The 12,889-nt window shown below is 58.6% G+C and carries 16 protein-coding genes and 2 tRNA genes; 5 read left to right on the top strand and 13 right to left on the bottom strand.

Features of this window, described 5'->3' with window-relative positions:
• Nucleotides 1-2: 2 nt before the first annotated feature.
• The 3 genes from ACIPLA_RS01555 to ACIPLA_RS01545 all read left to right on the top strand — a co-directional run bounded on the left by ACIPLA_RS01555 (nucleotide 3) and on the right by ACIPLA_RS01545 (nucleotide 1,549).
• Entirely contained in the window at nucleotides 3-908 is a 906-nt protein-coding gene (locus tag ACIPLA_RS01555; RefSeq protein WP_401170801.1) for a helix-turn-helix domain-containing protein, read from the top strand.
• A gap of 285 nt (nucleotides 909-1,193) precedes the next feature.
• A tRNA-Cys gene (locus ACIPLA_RS01550) sits at nucleotides 1,194-1,267 on the top strand.
• Between the two features lie 195 nt (nucleotides 1,268-1,462).
• Nucleotides 1,463-1,549 (top strand) — tRNA-Leu (locus ACIPLA_RS01545).
• A 163-nt stretch (nucleotides 1,550-1,712) separates the two neighbouring features.
• Here ACIPLA_RS01545 and ACIPLA_RS01540 read toward each other — a convergent pair.
• The 9 genes from ACIPLA_RS01540 to ACIPLA_RS01500 all read right to left on the bottom strand — a co-directional run bounded on the left by ACIPLA_RS01540 (nucleotide 1,713) and on the right by ACIPLA_RS01500 (nucleotide 8,385).
• Nucleotides 1,713-2,138, bottom strand: a complete 426-nt coding sequence (locus ACIPLA_RS01540; protein ID WP_401170798.1) for a hypothetical protein — start codon at nucleotides 2,136-2,138, stop codon at nucleotides 1,713-1,715.
• A gap of 46 nt (nucleotides 2,139-2,184) precedes the next feature.
• Nucleotides 2,185-2,469, bottom strand: coding sequence for a hypothetical protein (locus tag ACIPLA_RS01535; protein ID WP_008012834.1), 285 nt, complete (start codon nucleotides 2,467-2,469; stop codon nucleotides 2,185-2,187).
• Between the two features lie 310 nt (nucleotides 2,470-2,779).
• Nucleotides 2,780-3,010 carry a hypothetical protein gene (locus ACIPLA_RS01530; protein WP_008012835.1) on the bottom strand — a complete coding sequence of 77 codons (231 nt, stop codon included), beginning with the start codon at nucleotides 3,008-3,010 and terminating at the stop codon, nucleotides 2,780-2,782.
• A 130-nt stretch (nucleotides 3,011-3,140) separates the two neighbouring features.
• Nucleotides 3,141-3,398: a hypothetical protein gene (locus tag ACIPLA_RS01525; RefSeq protein WP_007900018.1), complete on the bottom strand. Its 258-nt coding sequence runs from the start codon at nucleotides 3,396-3,398 to the stop codon at nucleotides 3,141-3,143.
• Nucleotides 3,399-3,467: 69 nt separating this feature from the next.
• A complete protein-coding gene (locus ACIPLA_RS01520; RefSeq protein ID WP_401170795.1) occupies nucleotides 3,468-4,505 on the bottom strand; it encodes a DNA topoisomerase IB in 1,038 nt (345 codons plus the stop codon).
• A gap of 75 nt (nucleotides 4,506-4,580) precedes the next feature.
• Nucleotides 4,581-5,660, bottom strand: a complete 1,080-nt coding sequence (gene modC, locus ACIPLA_RS01515; RefSeq protein ID WP_401170793.1) for a molybdenum ABC transporter ATP-binding protein — start codon at nucleotides 5,658-5,660, stop codon at nucleotides 4,581-4,583.
• A gap of 3 nt (nucleotides 5,661-5,663) precedes the next feature.
• Nucleotides 5,664-6,344, bottom strand: coding sequence for a molybdate ABC transporter permease subunit (gene modB / locus ACIPLA_RS01510; protein ID WP_192344597.1), 681 nt, complete (start codon nucleotides 6,342-6,344; stop codon nucleotides 5,664-5,666).
• A complete protein-coding gene (gene modA, locus ACIPLA_RS01505) occupies nucleotides 6,345-7,103 on the bottom strand; it encodes a molybdate ABC transporter substrate-binding protein (protein ID WP_401170790.1) in 759 nt (252 codons plus the stop codon).
• A gap of 217 nt (nucleotides 7,104-7,320) precedes the next feature.
• Nucleotides 7,321-8,385, bottom strand: a complete 1,065-nt coding sequence (locus ACIPLA_RS01500) for a nitronate monooxygenase family protein (protein WP_218395004.1) — start codon at nucleotides 8,383-8,385, stop codon at nucleotides 7,321-7,323.
• 160 nt (nucleotides 8,386-8,545) lie between these two features.
• Here ACIPLA_RS01500 and ACIPLA_RS01495 point away from each other — a divergent pair, with 160 nt between their 5' ends.
• Both ACIPLA_RS01495 and ACIPLA_RS01490 read left to right on the top strand, forming a co-directional pair.
• Nucleotides 8,546-9,529 (top strand): MDR family oxidoreductase, encoded by a 984-nt coding sequence (locus tag ACIPLA_RS01495; RefSeq protein WP_401170787.1) that lies wholly within the window; start codon nucleotides 8,546-8,548, stop codon nucleotides 9,527-9,529.
• 52 nt (nucleotides 9,530-9,581) lie between these two features.
• On the top strand, nucleotides 9,582-10,070 hold the full coding sequence (locus tag ACIPLA_RS01490) for a GyrI-like domain-containing protein (RefSeq protein WP_123494761.1): 489 nt from the start codon (nucleotides 9,582-9,584) through the stop codon (nucleotides 10,068-10,070).
• Here the strand turns inward: ACIPLA_RS01490 and ada are convergent.
• From ada to ACIPLA_RS01470, 4 genes are all read right to left on the bottom strand, one after another.
• A complete protein-coding gene (ada, locus tag ACIPLA_RS01485) occupies nucleotides 10,034-11,107 on the bottom strand; it encodes a bifunctional DNA-binding transcriptional regulator/O6-methylguanine-DNA methyltransferase Ada (RefSeq protein WP_401170784.1) in 1,074 nt (357 codons plus the stop codon). The genes ACIPLA_RS01490 and ada overlap by 37 nt on opposite strands.
• A gap of 87 nt (nucleotides 11,108-11,194) precedes the next feature.
• The gene (gene alkB, locus ACIPLA_RS01480; protein WP_401170781.1) at nucleotides 11,195-11,875 is read right to left on the bottom strand and encodes a DNA oxidative demethylase AlkB; all 681 of its coding nucleotides are present in this window, start codon (nucleotides 11,873-11,875) and stop codon (nucleotides 11,195-11,197) included.
• A complete protein-coding gene (locus ACIPLA_RS01475) occupies nucleotides 11,865-12,575 on the bottom strand; it encodes a 2OG-Fe(II) oxygenase (RefSeq protein ID WP_192344602.1) in 711 nt (236 codons plus the stop codon). Before ACIPLA_RS01475 ends, alkB begins: the two co-directional genes overlap by 11 nt.
• 126 nt (nucleotides 12,576-12,701) lie before the next feature.
• The gene (locus ACIPLA_RS01470; protein WP_162232616.1) at nucleotides 12,702-12,872 is read right to left on the bottom strand and encodes a hypothetical protein; all 171 of its coding nucleotides are present in this window, start codon (nucleotides 12,870-12,872) and stop codon (nucleotides 12,702-12,704) included.
• Nucleotides 12,873-12,889: the final 17 nt, after the last annotated feature.

The following is a 12,889-nucleotide window of genomic DNA, read 5'->3' as shown; positions in this document are numbered from 1 at the left end:
TGATGAGCCATCACGTAACCGCAGACAAGCCGCCCGCGCTTGAAGTCATTCTGAACGAGCCCCAGCACAGCTTTCGTTGGTACGAGCATGACTATCCCTTCGACCTTGCGCGTTGGAATCATCATCCGGAATTCGAGATTCACCTGATCCGCGAAGGCAGTGGTCGGCTATTGGCGGGTGACTACATCGGCCTGTTCGAGGCCGGCCACGTCGCCCTGATCGGTCCAGGCCTGCCTCACGACTGGATCAGTGACCTGGGCAAAGGGGAGGTGATAGCCGGCCGCGACGTCGTGTTGCAATTCGATGGTCAGATGCTGATGCAGCTGCGCGACAAGGTCCCTGAACTCAGCGAATTGCAAAGTCTGTTTCGTCAGGCGGCCCAGGGCATCCAGTTTCATGGCCTTACCCGTAAAAAAGCGGCCCGACTGCTGGAAGAAATCGGTCAGTGCCAAGGATTGCAGAGGCTGTGCCTGTTCCTGTCGTTGCTGCAGTTGCTGGCATCGGCCCCCGACACCGAGCGACAGACGCTCGCCAGCCTGCAATATGCGCCGATGCTCGACGCATTGACGGCCCAGCGCATGAGTATTGTCTTCGACTACATCCTCAACGATCTCGCGGATGAGCTGCGGATGTCCGTCATCGCCCAGCGCCTGGACATGAACGAACCGGCCTTCTCCAAATTCTTCAAGCGCGCCACTGGCCATACCTTCGTCGACCTGACACGTAAACTGCGGGTCCAGCGTGCCTGCCGTTTGCTGGCGCAAAGCAGTTTCAGCGTTGCAGATATCTGCTTTGAAGTAGGTTATGCCAACCTGTCGAATTTCAATCGACACTTCCGCCATGAAATGCAGGAAACTCCCAGTCAGTATCGGCAGCGGTTGCAACGGGTGGTGGCGGTCAGTCATTAAAGGGCACAAGATCAAAAGATCGCAGCCTTCGGCAGCTCCTACGGATGTACGCGACCCATGTTGAGCCGCCGAAGGCTGCGATCTTTTAAGGCTGACGGGACGGACCTGGAATTATTTTTCTCCAGTTCTTGACATGCCTTTCGAACCAGTCCAGAATTGCGTCCATTCCTGCTTAGGGAACACGAAAACCCCTTAGATTTCAAAGGGTTGGATACTAGATTAGAATCTTGTTTCCAGATACGAGTTTACACGTTTGATGTTGTGCTACTGACATCAGATGTTTGAGGCCGAATAGCAAAATGGTTATGCAGTGGATTGCAAATCCACCTACGCCGGTTCGATTCCGACTTCGGCCTCCACTTTAAACGAGCTCCGTAGATCCATGATCTACGGAGCTTTTTTATTTTCGCAGTCCTGCAAGATTTAGTCTTGAAAAGGATCTTTGCGAACTTGCTTCACCGGGGCGGGATGTATATATTTCCCCCTCTGTTGCACAAGCGTCAGAACTGCCAGATCGTTATTGGTCAGTCTTCAGACCGCTTTACCGCGCTACCGCCCGAATGGCGAAACTGGTAGACGCATGGGACTTAAAATCCCCCGCTCGTAAGGGCGTGCCGGTTCGATTCCGGCTTCGGGCACCATATTTATCAAAGGCCTGCATGAGGTTTCTCATGCAGGCCTTTGTCGTTTCTGCCTCTCAATTTTTGACAGGCCTATCGTTAACACCCATCACTTAAGAAATTCAGCCGCGATGCTCGCTATCTCGCCTGTATCGACCCTGAGTACCTCCAGCTCATAAAGCAGCTATTTCTGCGTCCATTTCCCACCACCGGTTTCGCAATCGATCTTGGCCTGCGGCAGGTTCTCGACGCTGTAGTAATACGTGATGACCTGGGCATTGTCGGGAATGTTCAGTGGTTTGCTGTTCTTGTCTTTGCTGATGGATTGAGGGTTGGCCAGCGCCTCTGCAGTCAAAGTGCCCAGGCAGGTGGCCCGATAGCGATCGCCGCACTGTGCGACTTTTTTCTTGGTGTTGGTCAGCATTTCCTTGCTCTCATTGCTGCAGGACCAGTCAATAGAGTCCACAGGCATGCCTTCGTATTCATAGCAGGAGTGTGTTTCGATCACGGGGACCGAAGGGCTTTGGGATCGGGTTTTGACGTCGCACCCTTGTGCCATCGCCAGCCCGGGGCACAGGCAGACGATCAGAAGCAGAAGAAGTCTGTTCATCGGTATTTTCTCTCATCTAGCGCCCCATGGAGGATCAGGGAGTCAGCTACACAAATGGCTGGCCGGTAAAACCACGCGGTAATCTTTGCAAACCGGGCATTTCGATCAGCCGCTGGGTCCAGGCTGCGCGCCAGTCATTGGCGGTGTGGGTTGCTTTGGCCTTGCGTGCAGCGCGACGGGCAGCGTTGCGTTCGGCTTTGCGTGCTTCTTTGAACGCATCGGTGTTTCGGCAGCTTCGGCATTTCACCCGGGTCAGTATGCTGCTTGACGTCAGGTTGCTGCCTTTGTGTCCGCAGGCCAGGTGCCCGCCGACTTTGAAGTGAGTGACCATGGGGTATCTCCTTCGTGATGTGTAATCGTTCGACAGACAGGCGAGGGCGTTCGTTCGTTATATAACAGGCAAAAAAAGGCCCGCATGCGGGCGGGCCAGGGGGATTTCTTGAAAGGAGTGGATGCACTGTAGGGGATGAGTTGTGAAGGCCATGTGAAATGGGAAAAGACACAAACAAAAAAATCCCGGCAAATTTGGCCGGGTGGGTGTGTAGCGCATGATGGGCAGGCAGGTATAAGCCTGGTGACGATTGTCACCGTTCAGGTGCCCTGAAGGGGGCTTTGTGCTTGGCTCAAGTACTGGGGTCGACTCATCTGAACCGAGGCAGCGGCGGCTCTACAGGTTTGAGTGAAGACAGCGCGCTGCGAATCTGCGGCGTGTCTTTCTCGATGTCGTTCAGACGATCGCGAATCCTGAGGGCTGTCGGATGCCCCCCTTGATTATCAACCCAGTCGGCGATTTCCTTGCAGGCAGCGGCAAGGCGCGCCTGACGGGAGTCAAGCAGGGTAAGCAGGGTGGTGATGGACTCTTTCTCGGACATGACATACACCTCCGTTCAAAGAAATCGGGTAAAGGGCAACAAAAAGCCCGCGGGGAGCGAGCTTTCTGCCGATGGGTCGCTGATCCTTCAGCACCTCTAAGTATAGACCCGGAAATAAAACAGGTCAGCTTCAGGCCTGCCGGGACTTCGGCGAGCTGACCGCGTTAAGCCGCCGACATTCGCGCGCGGCGTCCTCTTCAAGATCGAAGCCGTCACCGATGAAGCCGCGAGTGCGGGTATCGGTAATGCGATACCAGACGGCAGCATCGGGTGGCGGGTGATCGGGTTCTCCGGCCCGGCGGCCATGAATGATGATCTTGTTGCAGCGTTTCACAACGAAAATGTCTTCCATGGCGTCACCGAAGCTATTCGTATTCAGATCAAGCATAGAAGCCCTTTGCAATCACGCAAAAAAAGGACAGGTCAGTTCGTCGGTTTAGTTCGCCTCGAAGAGGTCTTAGGGTGTTTCAGCCGTCTCGATAAGCTTCTCCAGAAGCACAGCCAACGCGACTTCTTCTGCCCTCAACCTTTTACGTCCTCTTGATCGCGGCAGTTTGGATAATGCGCCCTGCATGAAACCATCGACGACCGCCGGATGGATGTAGCACTTGCGGCAAACCGCCGGAGTGTTGCCCAACTGTCGGGCGACGTTCTTGACCATTTCCACCACATGCCGCTTCGCGTCGGCTTCCGATTCCCACTGCAACTCGCGCAGCACCGCCAATGCCAACGCACTGCCGGCCCAAGTGCGGTAGTCCTTGGCGGTGAAATCGGCGCCGGTCAGCGTCTGCAAGTAGGCGTTGACGTCGGAGGAACTGATGGTGTGCCGCTCGCCGTTTTCGTCCAGATACTGAAAGAGGTTTTGCCCGGGGATTTCCAGGCAGCGTTTGATGATTCGCGCCAGGCGCCGGTCTTTTACGGTGATCTGGTGCTCGATGCCGCTCTTGCCGCGAAACTGGAACACAATCGCGCTGCCGTTGACCTCGACGTGACGGTTGCGCAGGGTCGTCAGGCCATATGAGCGGTTGTCCCGAGCGTATTGCGTGTTGCCGACCCGGATCAGTGTCGCATCGAGCAAGGTAATCACCGTGGCCATGACCTTGTCGCGGCTGAAGCCGGGGGCCGCCAGCAGCGCTTCCAGTTGTTTGCGCAGTTTCGGCAGGGCCAGGCCGAAGTCCCGCAAGCGCGAGTATTTGTCGGCATCGCGCACTTCGCGCCAGCGCGGGTGATAACGGTATTGCTTGCGGCCACGAGCGTCGCGGCCGGTGGCTTGCAGATGGCCGCGCGGGTCGGCGCAAATCCACACATCGGTGTAGGCGGGCGGCACCGCGAGTGCATTGATGCGTTTGATTTCATCCGGATCGGTAATGCGCTGACCCGCCGGGTCGAAGTAGCAAAACTTGCCGCGCAGGCGTTTGCGGGTGATGCCGGGCTGGCTGTCATCGACGTAATGCAGGTCGGGCGGCAGAACATCGGGCAACGCGGTATCTGGCATGGCGGGCAATCCTGGGCGACGAATCATGGGGCGTTAAGCCATTGACCGCGCGCCATCGCCGGGGTGCCGATGGATTCAGGCCAGCACCGCCACCGCTTTGATTTGCGCCCAGAGTTGCTGTCCGGGGTGCACGCCCAATTGATCCCGGGAATAACGGGTGATCCGCGCCAGTAGCGGCGTATCGGCCGCGTTCAGGCGGATCAGTACGTGAGCGGCGTTATCGGCACCGATTTCACTGATCACCGTGACCGGCAGACGATTGAGAATGCTGCTTTGTTCGACGCCTTGCAGGCTCAGGCTGACATCCCGCGCCTGGACCTTGCAGCGCAGTGTCTGGCCTTCAGCCATCGGCGAATGGGCGACTCGAATGCTCAGCTCCGTGTTGGGTAGTTGCAAGGTCAACAACTGATAGTCGGCGTCATAGGCGCTGACGTGCCCTTCGATCACCACCCCTGCGTCGTCCCCCAGCGCCAGCGGCAGATCGAGCCGGGCCAGGGTTTCGCCGATGGGGCCGCTGGCCAAAGCCTTGCCGTTGCTGAGCAGAACGAGGTGGTCGGCGAGCCGCGCGACTTCATCCTGGGAATGGCTGACGTACAGCACGGGGATGTCTAGCTCATCGTGCAGCCGTTGCAGGTACGGCAGGATTTCGTTTTTACGCTGGGTATCGAGTGCCGCCAGCGGTTCGTCCATCAGCAATAGTTTCGGGCTGGTGAGCAGGGCGCGAGCGATGCCGATCCGCTGGCGCTCGCCGCCAGAAAGGTTTTGCGGATCACGGGCCAGCAAATGGCTGATCCCCAGCAACTCAGTGGCATGGGCCATGTCGACCCGGCGCTGTTGGCGGGGAATACGTCTGAGGCCGAACTCCAGATTGGCCCGCACCGATAAATGCGGGAACAGGCTGGCTTCCTGGAAAACATAACCCAAAGCGCGTTTATGCGGCGGTACGAATATCCCTTTGTCGCTGTCTTCCCAGACTTCATCGTTGACCTGAATAAAACCCTGCTCGGCCCGTTCCAGGCCGGCGATGCAGCGCAGGCACGTGGTTTTGCCCGAGCCGGAATGGCCGTAAAGCGCGGTCACTCCGCGGCCGGGCAGTTGCAAGTCCACATCCAGGGAGAAGCCCGAATAATTCAGTTTCAAGCGCGCATGAATCATCGATCAGCTCCAGACCGCTTTGGTTTTACGGCTGGAGTAGAGCGCCAGCAATACTGCAAACGAGAACACCAGCATCGCCCCGGCCAGCCAATGAGCCTGGGCGTATTCCATGGCTTCGACGTGATCGTAGATCTGCACCGAGACCACGCGGGTCTTGTCGGGAATGTTGCCGCCGATCATCAGTACAACGCCGAACTCGCCAACGGTATGGGCAAAACCAAGAATGGCCGCGGTGATGAAACCGGGGCGGGCCAGCGGCACAATCACGCTGAAGAACGTGTCCCAGGGATTGGCGCGCAAGGTTGCAGCCACTTCCAGTGGGCGAGTGCCGATGGCGGAAAAAGCATTTTGCAGCGGCTGGACCACGAACGGCATCGAGTACAGCACCGAGCCGATCACCAACCCCGCAAAACTGAAGGTCAAGGTGCCGAGCCCCAGCGATTGGGTGAAGTGGCCGACCCACCCGTTAGGGCCGAGCACCAGCAACAAGTAAAAGCCGATCACCGTCGGCGGTAGCACCAGGGGCAGGGCGACGATCGCCCCGATCGGACCGCGCAGCCAGGACCGGGTGCGCGACAGCCATAAAGCAATCGGAGTGCCGATGACCAGCAGGATCACGGTCGTCAGGGACGCCAGTTTGAGAGTCAGCCAGATGGCGGAATAATCGGCACTCGATAGCGTCATTTAGAGTTGGTAACCGTAGGATTTGATGACAGCGGCGGCTTTCGGACCTTTGAGGTAGTCAACCAGTGCCTTGGCGGCCGGGTTGTCCTTACCCTTATTGAGGATTACCGCGTCTTGTTTGATCGGGTCATGCAGATCGGCCGGCACGATCCAGGCCGAACCGCTGGTGACTTTGCCGTCTTTGTAGATCTGCGACAAGGCCACAAAACCGAGTTCGGCGTTGCCGGTGGAGACGAACTGGTACGCCTGGGTGATGTTCTGGCCTTCGACGATCTTGTCTTTGACCTTGTCGGTCAGCCCCTGTTTGGCCAGCACTTGAGTGGCAGCCAGGCCATACGGGGCAGCTTTCGGGTTGGCGATGGACAGATGCTGATACTGATTGTCGCTCAGCACCTTGCCCTTGGCGTCGACATAACCGTCCTTGGCCGACCACAGCGCCAGGGTGCCGATGGCGTAGGTGAAGCGCGAGCCTTTGACCGTGTCGCCTTCGGTTTCAAGTTTTTTCGGGGTGGTGTCGTCTGCCGAGAGGAACACTTCGAACGGCGCGCCGTTCTTGATCTGGGTATAGAACTGGCCGGTTGCACCAAAGGAGGTGACCAGTTTGTGCCCGGTGTCTTTCTCGAAATCGGCCGCGATGGCCTGGATCGGCGCGGTGAAGTTGGCAGCGACGGCGACCTGGACTTCATCCGCCTGGGCGGACCCGAAAGTGAACACGGTGAACAGGCACGCGGGGGCAATACGTGAGGCACGAATGATCATGGAGCGGCTCCGTGGTAGGCGAGTGAAACGCTATATAGCGGAATATATAGCGAATTGCCTGTAAACGGAACTTGCCAGATGCAAAGTGCAGGTTGGCACTGAATGCCGTTGGAACCTGTGGGAGCGGGCTTGCTCGCGAAGACGACGGTACAGTCAACATTGATGTCGCCTGACACACCGCTTTCGCGAGCAAGCCCGCTCCCACAGGGTTCTGTGTCTAGCGGTGAGTTAGTTTCGCCAACGCCTCATCCGCCAACCGCCGGGTCAGCTCTGCCGAAGTCATTTCAACCCCCAACGTAAACGCCTGCCCAGCCCAAAGATTGCTGAAGTCCGCTTCCCCTTTGGCCCGCAACGGCATCAGCGCACCGCCCGCCAATGGGAAGGCCGGCGCTTTGTCACACATAGGCCCCAGTTCTCGCATCACCCGATTGAGAATCCCGCGCGCCGGGCGCCCGGTGAAAATGTTGGTCACCGCCGTCTCGCTTTCCTTGGCCGTGCGCAACGCCTTGTGGTGAGACGCGCTGACCTTGGCCTCCGGCGTGAACAAATAAGCCGTACCCACCTGGACCGCCGAAGCGCCCAGCAGAAAAGCCGCCGCCACGCCCCGTGCATCTCCAATCCCGCCCGCCGCAATCACCGGCACATTCACCGCATCGACGATTTGTGGCACCAGGGCAAAGGTTCCTACCTGGCTGCTCAGGTCATCACTGAGGAACATCCCCCGGTGACCGCCGGCCTCGTAACCCATGGCGATGATCGCGTCGCAACCATGTTGTTCCAGCCAGATGGCCTCTTCGACGGTAGTCGCCGAAGAGAGAATTTTCGCCCCGGTAGCTTTTACCCGATCAAGCAGGGACTTTTCCGGCAGGCCGAAGTGAAAACTCACCACTTCAGGACGAAATTCTTCGATCACTTCGCAGGCCGCATGATCGAACGGTGCGCGATTGGACACTGGCGTCGGCGCGTCGAAGTCGACACCCAATTCCCGGTAATACGGTTCCAGCAGATTCTTCCAGTCCCGGGCGCGTTGCTCATCGGGTGGCGGAGGTTGATGGCAAAAGAAATTGACGTTGAGCGGGCGCCGGGTGTGTTGGCGAATCGTTTTCAGCTCCTCGCGCAACTGCTCGATGCTCAGCATCGCGGCGGGCATCGAGCCCAGGCCGCCAGCGTTGCTCACCGCAATCACCATGGCCGACGTCGTCGCGCCGGCCAAGGGGCCCTGGATGATCGGCAGTTCTATCCCGAGCAGGTCGAGAATGCGGGTGTCTGGCCATTGACTCATGTGCAGTGTTCTCCGACGTCGGTAGAAGCGAATTTGTATCAGTAATGACTGACGCAAGGCCAGTCGAGTTTGAGGATTGGCTTAAAGTCGGCTACGGCGATGTGTTTTCATGTGTTATTTCAACAGCACGACAACTGAGCGATTCCATCGGGAGGCAGTGATGTTCAAAGGCATTTTGATCGACAAGGACGACAACGGTTACCGGGCCACGTTGCAAGAGATCAGTGACGATCAATTGCCTGAAGGCGATGTGACCGTGCGCGTGGCGTACAGCACGCTGAACTTCAAGGATGGCCTGGCGATCACGGGCAGCAGCCCGGTGGTGCGAAAATTCCCGATGGTGCCGGGGATCGATCTGGCGGGCACTGTCGAAGTCAGCGGTCATCCGGACTACAAGGTCGGTGATCAAGTCCTGCTCAATGGCTGGGGTGTGGGCGAAGGACATTGGGGCGGATTGGCGCAGAAAGCTCGCCTGAATGGCGACTGGTTGATCCCGTTGCCCAAAGCATTCACCGCCGCGCAAGCAATGGCCATCGGCACGGCCGGTTACACGGCGATGCTGAGCATCCTGGCGCTGGAACACAACGGCGTGACCCCCGAGCAGGGTGAAGTGCTGGTGACGGGCGCCAATGGTGGCGTAGGCAGTTTCGCCATCGCGCTGCTGAGCAAACTCGGCTATCGCGTGGTGGCGTCCACCGGCCGCACCGCCGAGCACGACTACCTCAAGCAATTGGGTGCCAGTGAAATCATCGATCGCGCCACGTTATCGGAGCCGGGCAAACCATTGGCCAAGGAACGTTGGGCGGCGGTGATCGATTCGGTCGGCAGCCACACGCTGGCCAATGCTTGCGCAAGCACTCGGGCCAACGGCACTGTCGCTGCCTGCGGCCTGGCACAAGGCATGGACTTTCCAGCCTCCGTCGCGCCGTTCATTTTGCGTGGGGTGACCCTGGCCGGCATCAACAGCGTGACCCAACCCAAAGCCAAGCGGATACTGGCCTGGAATCGCCTGGCCAAGGATCTGGATTTCGCCTTGCTGCCGCTGATCAGTCACGAAATCGGCTTGAGTGAAGCCATCGACGCGGCCCAGCGCCTGCTTGCCGGCCAGTTGCGCGGTCGGGTGGTGGTCGACGTCAATCGTTGATCGTCTCGGCGCCAATCAAACAGACAAATTGTAGAAACAAGGAATAGCGACAATGGATGTAAAGCTGCGTGAAGTGCTGCCCTTTAGCGTCTCTGGGTTGCAGGTGCGAACGCTTAATGCCGCAGAACAGCAGCCAGATACCGCGCGTATCGGCCCTATGTGGGAACAGTTTTTCGTTGAGGACGTTTTCGACAAGATCGCCCACAAACAGCCGGACTCGTTTATGTACGGCGTCTATTCCAACTACGAATCCGATGCTTCGGGCTACTTCGATGTAACCGCGGGTGCGGCGGTTACCGCGCCCTCCGAGGACTTTGCGCAGATTCAGGTTGAGGGCGGCGATTACCTAGTGTTCAGCGCCAAAGGGCCGATGCCCGACAGCGTCATCCAGACGTGGGGCCTGGTCTGGGCCTACTTCGAGGATAACCCACAGGTTCGCCGCAAGTTCGCCACCGACTTCGAGGTCTACACCGGTCCGGAGACCGTGGCGGTCTATATCGGCATTCAGGACTCAGCCGCGTTTTCGCGTTCCAGCAACTGACGCTTGCGCTCCACGCCCCAGCGATAGCCCGACAGGTTGCCGTCGCTGCGCACCACGCGATGGCAAGGGATTGCCACCGCCAGGCTGTTCGCACCACAGGCCTGGGCCACGGCGCGCACGGCTTTCGGTGCGCCGATGCGTTGAGCGATATCGGCGTAACTGGCGGTGCTGCCGGCGGGAATCTCCCGCAGGGCTTGCCACACCCGCTCCTGAAACGCCGTGCCACGTACGTCCAGCGGCAAGTCCAGGCCGAGCGCCGGAGCTTCGATAAAACCCACCACTTTGGCGATCAACTGCTCGAACTCATGATCGGCGCCAATCAGGTTGGCGCGCCGAAACTTGTCCTGCAGGTCACAGACCAATTGATGCGGGTCGTCCCCCAACAGAATCGCGCAGACGCCGCGCTCACTTTGCGCCACCAGAATCGCTCCCAGAGAACACTGGCCGACGGCAAAACGAATGTCGTTGTTCTGCCCGGCCGCACGGTAATCGCCGGGCTTCATGCCCAGCACTTGATCTGCAGCCTCATAGAAACGGCTGTTGGAGTTGAATCCGGCGTCATACAGCGCGTCGGTGACCGTGCCGCCGTCCGTCAGGCGCTCGCGAACTTTGCGTGAGCGATGGGCCGTGGCGTAGCCCTTGGGCGTCAGGCCGGTGATGGCCTTGAACACGCGATGGAAGTGGAAACTGCTCAGGCCGGCTGCGTCCGCCAGTTCATTCAGCGCCGGTAACGTCTCGGCGGATTCGATGTGACGGCATGCGGCGGCCACGGTCGTGGCGTGTTGTGCGGCGACGTCGCTTTGATCTTTCGCGGCCCGTTTGCTGGGGCGATAACCCGCTGCCTGAGCTTGCTCGGCGGTGTCGAAGAACTCGACATTCTGCGGTTTCGGCAAACGCGCCAGGCTGCTGGGGCGGCAGTAGATGCCGGTGGTTTTCACTGCATACACAAACTGCCCGTCGGCGCGGGGATCGCGTGCGACCACGGCAGCCCAGCGAGGATCGTTCTCGGTAGCGTTTTTTGTCGATTGAGTTGTCATGGCTTCATGTCCGTTGACCCGTTTCATGCAGATTAACCAGCCGGCAGAGGTGCCACACTCCGGGTCTTGCGGTCGAATTCAACGGTTTCATCCCGCGGTACGGAAGGTGAAGTTGATCCGTTGTTCGCCCAATTGAGGGTGATAACCCTCCTTGATCGGCAATACGCCGTGATAACGCAAACGGTCGACGCCGCCCCAGACCACAATATCGCCGTGCAACAGCGGCACGCGTTGGCTTTTGGCGCTGCGTTCGAAGCCACCGAACAGGAACGTCGCCGGCAACCCCAAGGACACCGACACAATGGGCGCCGCGTAGGAGCCTTCGTTTTTGTCCTGATGCAACGACATTCTGGCACCGGGAATATAGCGGTTGATCAGGCAGGAATCCGGTACGAAATCCATAAAGCCTGCCTCTCGCGCCGCCGCTTGCGCCAGCTCGAAAAACACCTCAGGCATTTCAGGCCAGGGCGCGCCGGTCTGCGGATCATTACGGGTGTACTTGTAGCCGCTGCGGTCGGTCGTCCAGCCCCAGGTGCCGCAACTGCTCAACGCCACTGACATGGTAAAGCCGCCGGGCGTGACCATCTGCCGAAAAGGGGCTGCTGCCAGAACCGCCTCTAGTGCCGGCAGCAACCGGTCGAGCCAGGGCAGGGCGAAGCCTCTAAGAACGAAGGATTGTTCGCCAATCTGCTCGCGCCTGGACGGCTGCTCGGGTTCTGTATCGGCAAACAGATCAAAAGTGATCGGGCTCATGGGGTCATAACGCATCGTGAAAGATGATTCCAAGGGTATGCCGTTTTCCACTGTGCAGGCGACTCACGCCATGACGCATGGTTACTCGGTAATAGCCGCGAACACCTTTTACCGGACGCTGATTCACGGCAAAAATCAACGCGTCGCCTTTCTTCAGACCGATGACTTGCGGACGCGACTGCATCCTCGGACGTTGTTCAGTCAGCACAAACTCACCGCCGGTAAAGTCTTCTCCCGGTTCTGACAGAAGAATCGCCACTTGCAGCGGAAAGACGTGTTCGCCGTACAGATCCTGATGCAAACAGTTGTAGTCCTGTGGCCCATATTGCAGCAACAAAGGTGTCGGGCGTTCCTGACCAGCAGCATGACAGCGCTGCAAAAATGCTTCGTGGGATTCGGGGAAACGGGTCGGCAGGTCCATCGATTCGTACCAGCGATTGGCGATTGGAACCAGTCGAGGGTAGAGCGCGCTACGCAACCGGGCCACCGGATCCGGCAACGGGTACTTGAAATACTTGTACTCGCCCCGGCCAAAACCGTGGCGAGCCATCACCACTTTGGAGCGAAAGGGCTCGGGCCGGTCGTACAGGGCGCTTATTTCATCGCAGGTCGGATGGCCTAAAAACGACCGGATTAGCGCGCAGCCATCCTGATCGAGTTGCTGCGCAAGCGTGATCCAGTCGAGGGCATCGTGATGAATCGGGTCGGTAAACAAGGTTCTGACTCCTTGACCAGAAGGTCGAGGCGGCCAGTTTAGTGAGCGTGGCGGGAGTGGGCACTCCGGCGCTTGCGGTCGAATTCGAAAGGGGAGCAGACGTCCATGTTGTCGCTCCAGATCGCTTTACAGCGCTTTGCTCACGCTGATCTCGCTGATGACATCTTCAGTCTGGCCATGAATGACGTCGAGTGCGGCCTTGGCTTCTTCTTCCGTGCCGTTCTCCAGCTGGGCGAATTCGAAGCGGCGCTCGCCGTTGAGTTTGTATTTGATGACGTATTTGGTCGTCTGGGCCACGGTCATACCTGCCTGTT

Origin of the sequence: Pseudomonas sp. NPDC086112 (genome assembly GCF_044746425.1) — a bacterium.
In the GTDB taxonomy this organism is placed as follows: domain Bacteria; phylum Pseudomonadota; class Gammaproteobacteria; order Pseudomonadales; family Pseudomonadaceae; genus Aquipseudomonas.
Note: the sequence above shows the minus strand (reverse complement) of the source record. Positions and strands in the feature narration are given on the sequence as shown.

What these genes read in the sequence shown, in the direction of transcription:
- ACIPLA_RS01490 (WP_123494761.1), top strand. Translation starts at nt 9,582, where the DNA reads ATGGATGTAAAGCTGCGTGAAGTGCTGCCCTTTAGCGTCTCTGGGTTG.
- ACIPLA_RS01520 (WP_401170795.1), bottom strand. Translation starts at nt 4,505, where the DNA reads ATGCCAGATACCGCGTTGCCCGATGTTCTGCCGCCCGACCTGCATTAC.
- modB (WP_192344597.1), bottom strand. Translation starts at nt 6,344, where the DNA reads ATGACGCTATCGAGTGCCGATTATTCCGCCATCTGGCTGACTCTCAAA.
- ada (WP_401170784.1), bottom strand. Translation starts at nt 11,107, where the DNA reads ATGACAACTCAATCGACAAAAAACGCTACCGAGAACGATCCTCGCTGG.
- ACIPLA_RS01540 (WP_401170798.1), bottom strand. Translation starts at nt 2,138, where the DNA reads ATGAACAGACTTCTTCTGCTTCTGATCGTCTGCCTGTGCCCCGGGCTG.
- modC (WP_401170793.1), bottom strand. Translation starts at nt 5,660, where the DNA reads ATGATTCATGCGCGCTTGAAACTGAATTATTCGGGCTTCTCCCTGGAT.
- modA (WP_401170790.1), bottom strand. Translation starts at nt 7,103, where the DNA reads ATGATCATTCGTGCCTCACGTATTGCCCCCGCGTGCCTGTTCACCGTG.
- ACIPLA_RS01495 (WP_401170787.1), top strand. Translation starts at nt 8,546, where the DNA reads ATGTTCAAAGGCATTTTGATCGACAAGGACGACAACGGTTACCGGGCC.
- ACIPLA_RS01535 (WP_008012834.1), bottom strand. Translation starts at nt 2,469, where the DNA reads ATGGTCACTCACTTCAAAGTCGGCGGGCACCTGGCCTGCGGACACAAA.
- ACIPLA_RS01530 (WP_008012835.1), bottom strand. Translation starts at nt 3,010, where the DNA reads ATGTCCGAGAAAGAGTCCATCACCACCCTGCTTACCCTGCTTGACTCC.
- ACIPLA_RS01555 (WP_401170801.1), top strand. Translation starts at nt 3, where the DNA reads ATGAGCCATCACGTAACCGCAGACAAGCCGCCCGCGCTTGAAGTCATT.
- ACIPLA_RS01525 (WP_007900018.1), bottom strand. Translation starts at nt 3,398, where the DNA reads ATGCTTGATCTGAATACGAATAGCTTCGGTGACGCCATGGAAGACATT.
- ACIPLA_RS01500 (WP_218395004.1), bottom strand. Translation starts at nt 8,385, where the DNA reads ATGAGTCAATGGCCAGACACCCGCATTCTCGACCTGCTCGGGATAGAA.
- alkB (WP_401170781.1), bottom strand. Translation starts at nt 11,875, where the DNA reads ATGCGTTATGACCCCATGAGCCCGATCACTTTTGATCTGTTTGCCGAT.